12 protein-coding genes are annotated in these 14,779 nt (G+C 65.2%); 5 read left to right on the top strand and 7 right to left on the bottom strand.

Annotation, left to right across the window (positions count from 1 at the left end; translation table 11 throughout):
* Positions 1-86 precede the first annotated feature (86 nt).
* From QE360_RS15990 to QE360_RS16020, 7 genes are all read right to left on the bottom strand, one after another.
* The gene (locus tag QE360_RS15990; RefSeq protein WP_309703129.1) at positions 87-1,052 is read right to left on the bottom strand and encodes a LysR family transcriptional regulator; all 966 of its coding nucleotides are present in this window, start codon (positions 1,050-1,052) and stop codon (positions 87-89) included.
* A gap of 210 nt (positions 1,053-1,262) precedes the next feature.
* Entirely contained in the window at positions 1,263-1,991 is a 729-nt protein-coding gene (locus tag QE360_RS15995; RefSeq protein WP_309703130.1) for a GntR family transcriptional regulator, read from the bottom strand.
* Between the two features lie 2 nt (positions 1,992-1,993).
* Complete coding sequence (locus QE360_RS16000) at positions 1,994-2,887, bottom strand: N-acetylmuramic acid 6-phosphate etherase (RefSeq protein ID WP_309704205.1); 894 nt, start codon at positions 2,885-2,887, stop codon at positions 1,994-1,996.
* Positions 2,887-4,467, bottom strand: a complete 1,581-nt coding sequence (locus QE360_RS16005; protein ID WP_309703132.1) for a sodium:solute symporter — start codon at positions 4,465-4,467, stop codon at positions 2,887-2,889. Before QE360_RS16005 ends, QE360_RS16000 begins: the two co-directional genes overlap by 1 nt.
* A gap of 99 nt (positions 4,468-4,566) precedes the next feature.
* Positions 4,567-7,305 carry a TonB-dependent receptor domain-containing protein gene (locus tag QE360_RS16010; protein WP_309703134.1) on the bottom strand — a complete coding sequence of 913 codons (2,739 nt, stop codon included), beginning with the start codon at positions 7,303-7,305 and terminating at the stop codon, positions 4,567-4,569.
* A 118-nt stretch (positions 7,306-7,423) separates the two neighbouring features.
* Positions 7,424-8,542, bottom strand: coding sequence for an anhydro-N-acetylmuramic acid kinase (locus QE360_RS16015; protein WP_309703137.1), 1,119 nt, complete (start codon positions 8,540-8,542; stop codon positions 7,424-7,426).
* Positions 8,524-9,381: a protein phosphatase 2C domain-containing protein gene (locus QE360_RS16020; RefSeq protein WP_309703139.1), complete on the bottom strand. Its 858-nt coding sequence runs from the start codon at positions 9,379-9,381 to the stop codon at positions 8,524-8,526. Before QE360_RS16020 ends, QE360_RS16015 begins: the two co-directional genes overlap by 19 nt.
* Positions 9,382-9,497: 116 nt before the next feature.
* Here QE360_RS16020 and dld point away from each other — a divergent pair, with 116 nt between their 5' ends.
* The 5 genes from dld to QE360_RS16045 all read left to right on the top strand — a co-directional run bounded on the left by dld (position 9,498) and on the right by QE360_RS16045 (position 14,777).
* The gene (gene dld, locus QE360_RS16025; RefSeq protein WP_309703141.1) at positions 9,498-11,258 is read left to right on the top strand and encodes a D-lactate dehydrogenase; all 1,761 of its coding nucleotides are present in this window, start codon (positions 9,498-9,500) and stop codon (positions 11,256-11,258) included.
* A gap of 241 nt (positions 11,259-11,499) precedes the next feature.
* Positions 11,500-12,678 (top strand): serine hydrolase, encoded by a 1,179-nt coding sequence (locus QE360_RS16030; RefSeq protein ID WP_309703143.1) that lies wholly within the window; start codon positions 11,500-11,502, stop codon positions 12,676-12,678.
* Entirely contained in the window at positions 12,669-13,733 is a 1,065-nt protein-coding gene (locus QE360_RS16035) for a beta-N-acetylglucosaminidase domain-containing protein (RefSeq protein WP_309703146.1), read from the top strand. Before QE360_RS16030 ends, QE360_RS16035 begins: the two co-directional genes overlap by 10 nt.
* 19 nt (positions 13,734-13,752) lie before the next feature.
* The gene (locus QE360_RS16040) at positions 13,753-14,637 is read left to right on the top strand and encodes a BadF/BadG/BcrA/BcrD ATPase family protein (protein WP_309703147.1); all 885 of its coding nucleotides are present in this window, start codon (positions 13,753-13,755) and stop codon (positions 14,635-14,637) included.
* The gene (locus QE360_RS16045; protein WP_309703150.1) at positions 14,634-14,777 is read left to right on the top strand and encodes a hypothetical protein; all 144 of its coding nucleotides are present in this window, start codon (positions 14,634-14,636) and stop codon (positions 14,775-14,777) included. Before QE360_RS16040 ends, QE360_RS16045 begins: the two co-directional genes overlap by 4 nt.
* Positions 14,778-14,779: the final 2 nt, after the last annotated feature.

Genomic DNA, 14,779 nt, shown 5'->3' on the forward strand with positions numbered 1-14,779 from the left:
GGAGCTTGCCCGGTGCGATCCTGTCCTTCGTCGTGAAGAAACTGCGCGCAACCACAGGCATCATCAAATCGTATTTGGTTATGCCCCTATAATTCCAGATCGAGCGGCTTGCCGAGCCCCGCCGCCGCGCGTTCCAATTCGGCGACCAGCCAGCGAATGACAGGCTCCTTGTCGCGATAGGGTTGCCACTGGACGACGAGATCGGTCGATGTGACGGGGAAATCCAGTTCGAGAATGGTGACGGGCAGGAATGCGGCCTGATGCTGCGCGAACCAGTTGCTCGTCGTGACGATCAGATCGGACCCGATCGCCAGCACCGGCAACATCGAATGGAGGCCCGTCCGTATCGCGACGTTACGCCGTGCAAGCGGACTGTCATTCGCAAAGTCGCCGAATATGGCACGTTCCATGTCCGCGTGCACGCCCGCATGAGACGCTTCGAGATAGGTCTTTTCGCCGACGCGACGGCCCGCCAGGGGATGCGACGCACGTACCAGCGCACTCGGCGCGTGATCGATCAGGCGCGCGGCACACAGATCCTTGTCGACCATTGCCTGCGGAACGACGGCAATATCCACGCCCGCATCGAACAAACGCCGGACGGAGCCATGAACGAAAGGCGTCATTTTCAGTTCGATGCCCGGTGCCACCGCACGCAGTCGCGGCACGACGCGACTGAAGAACATCAGTTCCACGACCTCGGGTGCCGTCATGGTAATCGTCCGCCGCGCCGTTGCCGGATCGAAATCCAACGTCAAGTGGAACGTGTCATCGACCTCGCGCAGCAAGCGACCGACCCGTTGGCGCAGCGCCTCGCCCAAGGCCGTCAACTGACGACGCTCACCGAACACGACCAACTCGTCTTTGAATTGATCGCGCAACTGGCGCAGCTTGACGCTCATCGCGGGCTGGCTGATCGCGATGGACTGCGCCGCGGCGGTCAAGGATGGTGAATGGAGCAACGCGTCGAGCGCGTAGAGCAGGTTTATGTTCAGGCGACGCAACCGGGTTCGCCCTTCAGCCAGCGGTGTTGGATCGCCCGAATCCTGCAACTAATACCCCTATCGCTTGCCCTCCGATGCTACCAGATGACCGCCTCCCAGCGCATTTGGCAAGATTTCTCCTGTCTGCCCGCCAGTTGTCGCGAACAGGATCGCCCGGAATAGCCGTAAAGGTGCCGACCTGGAGACATCATGGTCATTCCCAGCATAACATTTGCCGGGGCCGAACGGCAAATCAGGGTTTCGCAAGGCACCGGCTGATCAGACGACGTTCAAATCGGTTACGAATTCGTATCGATCCCCACGATAGACCGAACGGGTGAATTCCACGATGCGGCCATCAGGAATGCGAGTGCAGCGCTCGATCCGCAAAACCTCGGAATTGTGTCGTACATTCAGGATTCCAGCTTCGGTTTGCGTCGCGAGCGAGGCGCGGACGCGCTGCGTGCCCGATGTCGGGCGAAAGCCATGGGTTTCCAGCGCCTGATAGAGGGAGTCGCCCAGCGCATCGAGATCGGGCATGAAGATCGCAGGGATCACCGCATGCTCGATCGCCAGCGGCTCGTCGCCGACCAGACGGACGCGACCCAGCCGGGCGACGCGGACATTGGGGGCCACCCCCACCGCCGCAGCTTCCTCCTCGGTAGGCAGCGCGTAGGATTTGTAGATCCATACAACGCCGGGATCCTGCCCTCGCGACCGGGTGTCATCGGTAAAGCTATTCAGCTTCGCGCCCGATGCTTCGATCCGCCGCGCGACGAAGGTGCCCGACCCGTGGCGGCTGACCAGCACGCCTTCGTCGATCAACTGCCTTATGCCCTTACGAACGGTGACGCGCGACAGGCCCACCATTTCGCTCAGTTCCCGTTCCGAGGGCAGCGCGCTGCCCGGATCGATCCCCCCGCCGTCGATATGCTCGCGCAGGCTTTGGGCGAGTTGGAGATACAGGGGCGTCGCTTCGTCGCTCCGCGTCCAGGCGATGTCGCGCATCGTCACGCCTCCGGTGCATCCAGCGCCTGCAGCACCGCGCGCAGGCTGCCATGATGCGCATCGAGCAGCGCGTCGGCCTCGCCCAGGGAGACCCCCATGGCGACGAGGACGCCACGCCTTATATCATTGTCTGCCACGTCGAGCGCACGGATCGCCACCTCTGCCTCCACACCGGCCAGTTCCTGGATCATGCGGCGACCGCGTTGCAAGAGTTTCGCGTTGGAAACGCGCATGGCCACCATTCGCCCGCGATAGACAAATCCCAGGCGCAGCATCAGTGCGGTGGACAACAGGTTCAGCACCGCCTTTTGCGCGGTGCCCGCCTTCATCCGGGTCGACCCCGCCAGAACTTCGCTGCCCGTATCGGCCAGCACATGATGCTCGGCATGTGCGATCAGCGGAGTCCCCGCATTGTTCGAAATCCCGATCGTCAGCGCACCGAGCGTTCTGGCATGCTCGATTGCCGCGACGGTGTAGGGCGTTGAGCCGCTGGCTGCCACGCCGATGACGACATCGGACGGGGTGATCGCGCAGCCATCGATATCGGCGCGTGCCGCCTCGGTATTGTCCTCCGCCCCTTCATATGCCTGTGTCAGCGCGCCATAACCGCCCGCCATCAGGAAGATCAGGCGTTTCATAGGCCAGTTGAACGTGGGGTTCAGCTCCGTCCCGTCCTGCACGGCGAGCCGGCCGGAAGTGCCTGCCCCGACATAGATCAGGCGTCCCTCATGGCCGAGCCGTGCCGCCGCCGCTTCGGCGGCCCGCGCGATCGCAGCGGTCTGCGACTGGATGGCGGCAATGGCCGCCATCTGGCCTTCCAGCATCGCCTGGACGGCCGATTCCGTCGGCCACTTATCGAGGTCGAGATAGCGTGCGTCGAGCGTTTCGGTTTTCATCATAGCGTCGATCCCGATGGGAGCTTCGATGCGGAGCGGCCCGCGCCCGATGGCGCAGCGCAGACCAGGAACGCCAGGGCGGTTCCTATGCAAAGCTGAAAAGGAAAGGAGAGCCCGCTCAGTTGGAGAGGCAGGCCGATGGCGCGCGCGATGGCAGGTTGCAGGAGGATGATCGTCAGGAAACCGATCAACATCGCGGCGATGGCCGAACCGGTCGTCCCGCGCGTGGTGAACAAGGCGGTGAAATAGACACCCAGCAGCCCCGCATAGCTGAACACCATCACCTGCAGCGCGAACTCCAGCAGGCCCATCGAGCTGTGGCGCTGCCAATAGAAGGAGAGGACGGCCATCAGGAACATCGCGAAGCCGATGATCCCCATGCCTGCGCGCCCGGCCTGGACGAAGTGATGCTCCTCGACCGGCCCGCGCCGTTCTCGCCAGGGGCGATAGAAATCCTGCACCAGCACCGACGACATCGCATTCAGCGCGGAATTGGTGGTCGCCACCGCCGCCGCGCAGATGCCGATCGTCACCAGGCCGCGCAGGCCGCCGGGCAATTGCGTCAGGATATAGTGCATGAAAATGCTGATCTTCTGCCCCTCAAACTCGCTGGCGGCGATGGCGCCGGAACCAACCATCAGGTCGGGGCGGTCATAGAACACGTACAGCAACAGGCCGATGACAATGAACATGCCGACGGTCGGCACCGTCGCCAGCACCGACAGATAGAGGCTACGCGCGCCCGTCTTTGCATCCCTGCACGAAAGCAGGCGCTGCGTGGTGTCCTGGTCCATGCCCGCATTGGCGATATAGAGCAGTGCAAGCCCGGTAACGATCGCCAGCATCGAGAAGGGCCGCGAGAGGTCCAGGGAGAAATCGAACAGCCGCAGCTTGTCGACACCCTGCGGGGTATGGGCCAGCGCCTGCAGGATCTGGGCATTGGAGGCGGGGATCGACAGGCGCAGGAATGCCAGCACCGCGACCGCCGAGCCGACATAGACGACGAACTGGATCAGGTCGTTCCACAGAACCGACTTCAGACCGCCGACGAAGGTGAACGCGACACTCGCCACGACCAGCGCGGCGGCGGCGATCACGATGCCCTGCACGCCGACGCCGCCCGTAACGACCATCGCCAGCGCGATGGCGGCGAGATACACGCGCGCGCCACCGGCAAAGACCCTCCCGACCAGGAACATGCCACCCGCCCAGCGGGTCGCTCGCTCGCTGAACCGCAGGGTCAGCAACTCATAGGCGGTATTCGCGCGGATCGCGTAGAAGCGTGGGATCAGGACATGGGCCACGAAGATCGCCCCGATCAGCCCGCCACCGATATTGGCGCTGAGATAGGTCAGGTCGCCGTGATAGCCATAGTCCGGCCCACCGAGGAAAGTCGCCGCCGACTGGGTGGCGGACAGGACCGACAGCGCCGCGAGCCAGGCGGGAACGGTGCCGCCCGCCAGGAAATATTCGCGAGCCGACGCCGTCTGGCGCGGCGTCAAGAGCCACCCGCCCGCGACCAGCAGCAGCAGATAGCCAACGATCACGAGCCAGTCGGCCATGGAGAAGGGCAGCATCATCGAAGCATACTCCGATCGCCCCGGACCAAAGGCCCGCAGGCATGAGGCGATGGCGTCCGGCCCACCGATCGGGCCGGACGCCGTGGCAAGGCTATCCGGTCAGAGATGCGCGGTCAGCGAGAAGCCGATCGTCCGCCCCAGAATGTCGTAGGTGTCGGGGAAGGTGTTGAACACACCGCCCGTCGACACACGCGGCGGCGCCTTGTCGAACAGGTTGTAGACGCCGGCGCTCATCGTGACGACATCGGTGAAGTCGTAGGAGGCCGATAGGTCGAAGACATCCTGCGCCTTCAGCGTCTCGGTCGATCCGACCGTGCTCGACCGGACCTTGCCGATGCGCTGCCAGTCGAACTGGATCACGCCCCCGTCCAACAGCCAGCCGAGCCCGGCCGTGTGGCGATAATCCGGCTGGACGAGCGTCGTGCCGTCGCTGGAGCAGGTGGCACCGAACGTCCCCTTGCACTGAACTGCGGACACAGTCGGGTTCGCCTGGATCAGGTAGGATGTGACGATATTGCCCTGATAGCTCGCCCGAAGGCCCTTGCCCGGCAGCCAGTCCGGTCGCAGGGTATAGGCCGCCGAGATGTCGAAGCCGCGTTGCAGCAGGCGACCCAGATTCTGGTTGTTGACGAAGGCATCGGCGAAGGTGCCGTTCGAGTTGCGCGTGACCAGCGCGCATAGCGGATTGTTCGCGGTCGGATTGGTGATGTAGCAGCTCGTGATCGCCGCGATCGGCTGGATCACGCCGACCGCTCCACGCAGGTCGAGATTGTAATAGTCGACCGTCACGTTCAGGCCCGGCAGGAAAGTCGGCGTGAACACCACGCCCGCCGTCGTCGTATAGCCGGTTTCCGGTTTGATGTCGGGATTGCCGCCATAATAATAGTTGCCGGTCAGGTAGCCGGGGGCGGTGGAATTGGCCGATCCCACCGACGGAGCGCCGAACCGCGCGCATTGCGCCGCATTGCCGGTGCCGATCACGCAAGGATCGCCGCCATAGCGCGGCTTCAGGCGATCGACGGTGACCAGGCTGTTGAGCGGCAGCGACGAGGTACTGGCGGCGAATTCCCCGAAATTGGGCGTCCGCAAAACGCGCTGATAGGTGCCCCGCAGCCGCAGGTTGCGGTCGACTTCCCAGTTACCCTCGACCTTCCACGTACCGTGCGTGCCGAACCGATTATAATCCGACAGGCGATAGGCGCCGCCGACGTCGAGCTTTCGGATCAGCGGAGTGTCGTGGATCAGCGGGACAAGGACTTCGCCATAGAGTTCGATGACATCGAACGCGCCGCGATAGGCGGCCTGCACGCCCTGGCGATAGGTGTTGCCGGTCAGCAACGCACTATCCTGATTGATGCTCGCCGTTTCCCGCCGATATTCGACGCCGCCGGCAAAGCCGATCGGCCCGGCAGGCAGGGAGAACAGCTCGGCCAGCGTGCCGCTGACCGTCCCTGCCGTGACGAACTGGTCACGCTTGCGGTTGAAGCCGTCGATCGTACTGCCCAGCGCGGCGGCCAGCCCGGGCCGGTTGGGCCCGAAGATGTTGACCGTATTGACGATCGACGCGAAATTGTTCGCGCCCGCCGGGCTGGTGATAAGGCCATCGCCCGAGATCAGCGACGATTCCGTCGAACGGCCATATTGCGCATAGACGTTCCACCGCACCGCATCGGTCAATGGTCCGCGCAGGCCCGACTGGATCTGCAATGTGTCACGCTCGGTGGCATAGCGGATCAGCCCCAGTTCGCTGAGCGACCGGGACACGTTTACCTGGGCGGTGCCGTTCACGAACGTCAACTGGTTGCGGATCGCATCCGTCAGAAACGGATTGGTCGCGCTGATCCCAACGGTGCGGTTGACCGATGCGGGCGCCGCCCCGGGGGTACCCGTCTCCTCGGTACGGGCATTGGTATACATGGCCCGGCCATAGACCTCGATCTGCGGCGTGATCTCATATTTGTACAGCGCGGCCACGTTGATCCGCTTGAGCGGCGAGATCAGGGGGTAGGTGGCCGAGATGTTGGAGGCGGCGGAAGGAGTGGTCGTGAACGTGCCATCGTCCGTGAAGCCGAAGCGTCGACCGCTCGCGACGTCGGTGAAGACGCCGCCGATGCTCGGAATGGTTTGGTTGGGCGTCGCGGCCCAGCTGCGCTGTCCCGCCCGCACACCGTCGCGCTGGGTATAGTCCGCCGCGATCACCAGATTGCCACGGTCACCAATGCCGGTTCCCAGCATCAGCGAGCCGCCATATTGCGCACCGCCATGGACCGACAACCGGCTGGTTGCGGTGCCGCGGATGCCCTCATATTCGTCGTTGAGGATGAAGTTCACGACGCCCGCGACGGCATCCGCGCCATAGACCGCCGCCGCACCACCGGTCAGCACATCGACGCGCTTGATGAGCGATGCGGGAATGGCATTGACGTCGACCGAGTTCCGGAAACTGAACGGTGCCGCACGAGTGCCGTCGATCAGCACCAACGAGCGGCTTTGACCGAAATTGCGTAGTTCGAGAACCTGCGCGCCGAACGCATCGCTGCCCTGCGAGCCCTGGCGCACACCGCCCGAAAGCTGCGGGATGGTGGTGGAGAAATCCTCGATCGTCAGCGCGGACCGCAATCTGATCTGCGCCTCGTTCGTCGAGGCGACCGGGCTGCTGGAGGTCAGGCCGGTGGCGGGAATGCGCGTCCCCGTAACCACGACCTCGCCGCTGGACGTCGAACCGTCCTGGGTCGCGGGCGTCGCAGAGGCCGTCTGGGCCTGCAAGGCTGCGGGTGCCTGCACAAGGGCTACCGCCAGTGCGGCTGCGGCTACGCTATGTCGGTACGACGTCATCATTGCAGTCCCTCCCTGATATGCCCGAACCCAGTCTGCCGATCATGGATCACGACCTGTGGCAGGCCTGGGGCCCCACCGCGATCATGTATACCTCTCCTCAATATGTAAACAGGTGGTATTATATTTTGGTATTATTGCGTGGTCGCCAAAGGCGACCGCCGGTCAAGGGTTCGACGACACCGGTCGTGCCCGGAAAGGTCAGCGGCAGACCATGCAGGCTACGTGCAGCGAGGAAGGCCATCGCCTCGGCCTCGATAAAATCGCTGCGCAGACCGATCTCGTCCGCCGTCCGGCAGCCCCCGAGGCGATCGCGCAACGCCGCCATCAATACCGGATTATGTCCCCCGCCCCCGCACACGATCCACAATTCGGGCGGGGCGGGCAATGTCCGCGCCGCCAGGGCCACGGCCTCCGCCGTGAACGCAGTCAGTGTGGCGGCGGCATCCTCGATCGAACAGGCCGCCACCCAGTCGAGCGGAAAGTCATAGCGATCGAGCGATCTCGCTCCCTCTCCCTGAAAATAGTCGTGCGTCAGCAGACGGGCCAGAATGTCCGTGGCGACACAGCCCGCAGCGGCAAAACGGCCCCCATCGTCATAACGGCCCGCCCCGCGCGACTGGACGAGCTGGTCGATCAAGCCGTTGCCCGGTCCCGTATCGAACGCGATCAAGCTCCTGTCCGCCCCGATCCAGGTCAGGTTCGCAACGCCCCCGATATTGAGGAACGCGACCGGCCGCGCGATGCCAAGATACTCGGCAAGCGCGGCGTGATAGACAGGCACCAGCGGGGCACCCTGCCCGCCGGCCTGCAGATCATCCTGCCGCATTTGCGCGACTACCGGCACGCCCAGGACATCCGCCAGCATCTGGGGATCGCCGATCTGGACCGACAGGCCGCGCTCGGGCCGATGGAGCAGCGTCTGGCCGTGAAAGCCGATCAGGTCCGGACGCCGCCCGGCCTCCGCCATCAGCCGCTCGCCAGCCTCGATATGCACCCGCTCAATGACGGTTGACGCCGTATCGAACGATGACGGCATCGCACCATAGCCGTTCCATGCCAGCGCATCGCGCGTCGCCTGTTCGATGCTCACGCGTTGGGCGTCGGTAAAGGGGGTCATCGCCGTGGAGCCGAACGCCTCGATCCGCTCGCCATCCGTCTCGATCAGTGCGACGTCGACGCCGTCCAGCGACGTCCCGCTCATATAGCCCATCACCAGCATCAGCAGGACGGGTCCCAAGTGCAGACGATCAGACTGGCATCGTCGTGCCGCTTCACCCGGATATGACGCCGCAGCGAATCCGGCTCGCTTTCGATATCGCGCAACCGCGCCAGCCAGGCGGCACCGTCCTCCGGCGTGGCGATAGCCAGCAGATCGTCGGGCGTCGCCACATCGAACAGTTCCACGAGTCGCAGGAACCCGTCGCTGGCAATGGCGAAGCGCTGGCCGGGATGGAGCGGAACCGTCGCCTGCCAGAGATGGTCGGCGGCGGCAGGCTCCGTCCCGAGCACCCAATAGCCGCCGTCGCGGTTCTTCAGATGGCGATTGGCGCTCAGTCCCGGCAACAGCAGATTCTTCAAGGCCTCGGAGTCGATCGAGGGGTTTTCCTCGCGAATCGCCTTGACCGCAGCCAGCGTCCGCGCCTCGACGACATCGAGCGCATAGGTGCCGAACAATCGCGCAACCCCGGCATCGTCCACCGCCGCTACGCGGCAGTCGGCCAGCGCGGTGATCTCGGCAGCATCACCACGCAACCGGATCATGGCAAAAGCCGCCGAGGGCAGTTCGTGGGTGCCATCGAAAGCGCGAACCTGCGCATCCGCAAGCGCGGTCGCGCAGCGCGTCATGACATCGCGCAATATCTCGATTGTGGTACAGTCCGGATCTTCGGCAAGGGCGGCGGCGATCAGCCGATTGGCGGTCTGCGCCAGCCATGCCGCGTCGCTGGGCGCGTCCAGCAGGGATGTACCGATCCCCGTGGCTCCGTCGATCACCCAGGCCGCATCGCCGAAATGGCCGATCGCATCCTCGTTCACCATGCTCCCGGCATCGGATAGCGCGACGTCGATCCTCAGCATCCCATGCTCCTCGAGCCGATCCTCATGCGATGCGAAATGCTATCCCGATCCTCCCCAACATGCAAACCAATAGCATGCCACTTGCACCGCTGTGCATAGTGGTATTTACTCAGGTTATGACACGTCCTACGGCCCCGAACGACGCTGCCACGCTGCTCGCCCTGCTGCGCAACGCGGTCGGCCGCCGTCATGTCCTGACCGCGCCACGCGCCACGGCACGGTTTCGCAAGGGCTATCGCACCGGCGAGGGAGCGGCGATCGCCGTGGTGCGTCCGGGAAGCCTGGTCGAGATGTGGCGCGTAGCCCAGGCCTGCGTCGCCGCCGATGTCTCGATCCTGCTTCAGGCGTCGAATACCGGGCTCACCGGCGGCTCCACCCCCGATGGCGACGATTATCCCGGCGGCCTCGTCATCATCAGCACCACGCGCTTGTCGCGGCTGAGCGTGATCCGGGGCGGCAAGCAGGTGCTGTGCCTGCCGGGCACGACCCTATATGCGCTCGAACAGGCCCTGCGGCCTTATGGGCGTGAGCCGCATTCGGTCATCGGATCATCCTGTTTCGGCGCGTCGGTGGTCGGCGGCATCTGCAACAATTCGGGTGGATCACTGATCCGGCGCGGGCCCGCCTATACCCAGCTGGCCCTGTTCGCGGCCGTCCAGCCCGATGGCCGACTGCACCTGGTCAATCACCTGGGCATGGCGCTGGGCGAGGAACCGGAGACGATCCTGTCGCGCCTCGATCGCGGCGAATTCAGTGACGCATGCATCGAAGACGTGGATGATCGATGGGCGCACGACCATCGCTATGCCGAACATGTCCGGGCAATCGACAGCCCTGTCCCCGCCCGTTTCAACGCCGACCCGCGCTGCCTGTTCGAGGCGGCGGGAAGTGCGGGCAAGCTGATCGTCTTCGCGGTGCGCCTCGACACCTTCCCACGCGAAGCGGGCGCCGCCACCTTCTATATCGGCACCAACGAGGCCGATCGTCTCACCGATCTGCGGCGCACGATGCTGCGCGATCTCGACAGGCTACCGATTGCGGCCGAATATATGCACCGGACCGCCTTCGACGTGGCGGATCGCTATGGGCGCGACACCTTCTTCGCGATCGAGCGGCTCGGCACCGAACGGCTACCCGCCCTCTTCGCTGCCAAGGCACGGTTCGATGCGCTCGCGGGTCGCCTGTCCAGGGGCCTGAGTGATCGTCTGCTCCAGGCGGCGGGACGTTTCATCCCGGATCCGCTGCCCGGCTGGATGCGGGGCTATCGTGATCGCTTCGCCCATCACCTGATGCTGAAGGTGTCGATCGATCAGATCGACGAAACCCGCGCCCTGCTGACCCGGCTGCTCCCCGGTGACGACGCGGGCGACTATGTCGAATGCAGCGCCGCGGACAGCGCCAAGGCGTTCCTTCACCGGTTCGTCGCGGCGGGAGCGGCGGTCCGTTATCGGGCGATACATGCCGACGACGTCGCCGACATCGTCGCGCTCGACGTCGCGCTGCCCCGCAACGCCGGGATATGGACCGAGACATTGCCGCCGGCGCTGGATGCCCAGGTCATCCATGCGCTCTATTACGGCCATTTCTTCTGCCACGTCTTCCATCAGGACTATATCGTGCGCAAAGGCACCGATCCCGTGGCGTTCGAACATGCGCTATGGGCCTTGCTCGACGCGCGGGGCGCGCAATATCCGGCCGAGCACAATGTCGGCCACCTCTATGTCGCGCCGCCCGCACTGGCCCAATTCTATCGCCACATCGATCCGCGAAATCAGCTCAATCCGGGGATCGGCCACACGCCGCGTGCGCGCCACTGGAGCTGCGAGAGCCCGGAAAGTGCCGAACGGCCCCAACCACCATCGGAGAATCGGGTTTGAGAACCGGTCACCGTCGCCAAGGGCATGGCCGGCCGTTATGGCGGTCCGCCATGGTGGAATGGGTGACCATTGGCCGCCATGCTATGACGGAACGATGAAGCGCATGACGATTCGAGCCGCGCGAACCCGCCGCGCCCGCATCGCCCCGCTTTTCATGTGCCTCGGCCTATGCGCGGCACCGGTTCTCGCGGCTTCCCCCGCCTGTCCGATCCTGAACACCACATCCGCTCGCGTTGACGACATGCGTTTCGCACCGATCGATGCGGCGATTCGCGACGGCGTCGGCGCACTCTATCCGGGCGCGGTACTGATCGTCACCGATCGGGGGCGGATCGTTCATCAGGCGGCCTTCGGCGATGCACAGACGCTGACCAGCGCGCCCGACGGCACGCTGCGGACGCTCGCCACGCCGCGCGCAATGGCGGTCGACACGCTTTTCGACATGGCCTCGATCACCAAGATCGAGGCGACCACCGCGGCGATCCTCCATCTCGTCGGTACCGGCCGCCTGTCGCTCGACGACCGGCTGGGTATGTTGCTGCCCGCGTTTCGGAGCACCGACAAGGCGGACATCACCGTCCGTCAGTTACTGACCCACCGAGCAGGGCTTTGGGAATGGCAGCCGACCTGGCTGCACCGCGACGCCTCGGGCCAGGTGCTGCCCTATCTGGCGGCGCTGCCGCGCCGTTATCCGCGGGGCTCGCGCTTCGCCTATTCCGACATCGGTTTCATGCTGCTGGGGGCCGTCGTGGAGCGGGTCACGGGCACACCGCTGGACCGTTATGTCCGCGAACGAATCTATCACCCGCTCGGCATGACCGATACCGGCTTCCTGCCGTCACCGTCCTTGCGTCGGCGCGCGGCCACGACGTCGCAGGGCGACGCCTATCAGCGGCGCATGGCGGAGACCGGCAAGCCCTACCCCGCCGCGCCTTTCCCATCGGCCCAGCCCTTCGACGGATATCGGAACCGGATGCTGGTCGGCGAGGCGAATGATGCCAATGCCGCGCTCGGCTGGCGGGGGGTGGCTGGCCATGCCGGGCTGTTCTCGACCGCGACCGATCTAGCCCGCTATGCCCAGCTGCTCCTTAACGGCGGCTGCTACGGCGGCTGGCGGCTCGCGCCCGCCCGGACGATCGCAGCGTTCGAGCATACGCCCTTCGATGCCGATCAGGCACTGGGTTTCCACAAGACGCAGCTCGCCGGGATCGCGGCCCCCTTTTACGGGCATTCGGGTTTCACCGGCACCTGGTTCGCCTTCTCGCCCCAGCTGGACGTGACCGTCGTCCTCCTCACCAACCGGGTCCACCGGCCGGACGGCGAACCCTATCCCACGCTCGACGCCCTGCGGGAGACGGTGCTGCGGCAAGCGGTGACGACGGTGCTCGAAAACCGGAAAAAGGAGAAGACATGGCGCTGAACCTGGGCGTGATCGAAGGCTTTTTCGGTAAGCCATGGAGCTGGGCCGATCGAACGACCGTGCTAGGGACGCTGGCAGGGGCAGGCTATCGCTTCTATCATTACGGGCCCAAGGCCGACCCGTTCCTGCGCCGCCGCTGGCGCGAGCCGCATCCGCCCGAACAGTTCGCAGCCCTCGCGGCCTTCGCCGCCGAGTGCAAAAGGCTGGGCGTGCGCTTCGGTGTCGCGCTGACCCCGGTAGGCAGCACCCATCCCTTCAGCCAGGAATCGCGCGACGCCCTGAAGCGGAAGCTGGGGCAGCTCGACGCGCTGGGCATCCAGGACCTCGCCATCCTGTTCGACGACCTACCCGCCGAACTGCCTGATTTGGCGCGCGGCCAGGCCGAACTCGTCGATTTCTGCGCCAGCAACAGCCGCGCGACCCAGGTCTTCTTCTGCCCCAGCTTCTATTCGGACGATCCCATTCTCGAGCGTGCTTGGGGAAAGCGGCCGCCCGCCTATCTGCCCGAGCTGGGGCGCTATCTCGATCGCAACGTGCGCGTCTATTGGACCGGCGAGGAAGTCGTGTCCCGCGAGATCGGTGTTGCCCATCTGGAACGGATACAGCACGAACTCGGCCGCAAAGTGTGTCTTTGGGACAATTACCCCGTCAATGACGGTGTGCGCATGTCGCAATATCTGCACCTGCGCGCCTTCACCGGTCGCCCGGCCGCGATCCGCCATCATGTCGCGGGTCATGCGATCAACCCCTCATCGCAACCGCTCCTCTCCTGCATTCCCGCGCTGACGCTCGCGGCCAGCTATCGGGAGGGAGAGCGCTACGCTTATGGCCAGGCATTTCTGGCGGCAGCGAAGCAGGTGCTGGGCGCCGACTTCGCCACCCTATTGCACCGCGACATCCTGCCGCTCCAGGATACCGGGCTCGACAATCTCGGTCCGCGTTTCGCTGAGTTACGCGAACGCTATGGGGCGATCGATCATCCCGCCGCCCGTGAAATCACCGACTGGCTGGACGGACGCTTCCGCACCACGCTGGACGAGGTGCAGACGCAATAACGAAAGGGCAGAACAGAACATGACGCAGTTCTTTCTCGGCGTGGATGCGGGCGGCAGCACCTGTCGCTGCCGCCTGGTCGACAGCGCGGGTCGGATGCTGGCCACCGAACAGGCCGGTCCCGCCAATGCCGGACTGGGGCTGGACGCGCTCTATACGACGCTGCGCCAAGTGACCGAGAATACGGTGCGCGCGGCCGGACTCGACGCGGAGCAGGTCGCGAGCGTCCGGGCGGCGATGGGCATCGCAGGCATCTCGCGCCCCGGCGTTCGGGCGGCGCTGGAGGGCTTCGTCTTTCCCTTCGCCTCGACGGTGTTCGACACCGATGCCGTCATCGCCAATCTGGGAGCGCATGGCGGCGGCGACGGGGCCGTGCTGATCATCGGCACCGGCAGCATCGCGCAAGTGCGGGTAGCCGGGCGGAGCTTCCGGATCGGCGGCTATGGCTTCCCCATTTCCGACGAGGGCAGCGGCGCGGCCCTGGGCCTCAGCGCGATGCGCCACGCATTGCGCGCGCTGGACGGACGGACGCGCGCGACGCCGCTCAGCACGGCAGTCACGGAGCGGTTTGGCCATGACACGGCGCGCGCCATCGCCTGGATGGATCAGGCGACCCCGCGCGACTATGGCAGCTTCGCCCCGCTGGTGATGGACTATGCCGAAGCGGACGATACGATCGCTCGCTCGATCGTCGAGGACGCGGCAGGCCATATCGAGCGGTTCATCGAGACGATCTACGAACGCGGCGCACCTCGATGCGCGCTGCTCGGCGGCCTGTCGGCGAAGATGCGCCCCTGGTTGCGCGCCCGGACCGTCGCCCGGCTCAGCGAACCGCTGGGCGATGCACTGAGCGGCGCGCTCTATCTTGCGGGCCTGCCCGCCCGCGCAACGGAGACTTTTATATGATCGAGCGTCGCCGGTTCCTCGCCGCCACGGGTCTGGCCGCGCTAGGCCGGGTCATCGTACCGTTGCCCAAGGCGTTGGCGGCCCAGCCGCCCGCCCCGACGCTGCTCGCCTCCAACGTCCTCGCGCTCATGCGGGGCTGATC

Origin of the sequence: Sphingomonas sp. SORGH_AS_0789, from assembly GCF_031453055.1 — a bacterium.
Classification (GTDB): Bacteria; Pseudomonadota; Alphaproteobacteria; order Sphingomonadales; family Sphingomonadaceae; genus Sphingomonas.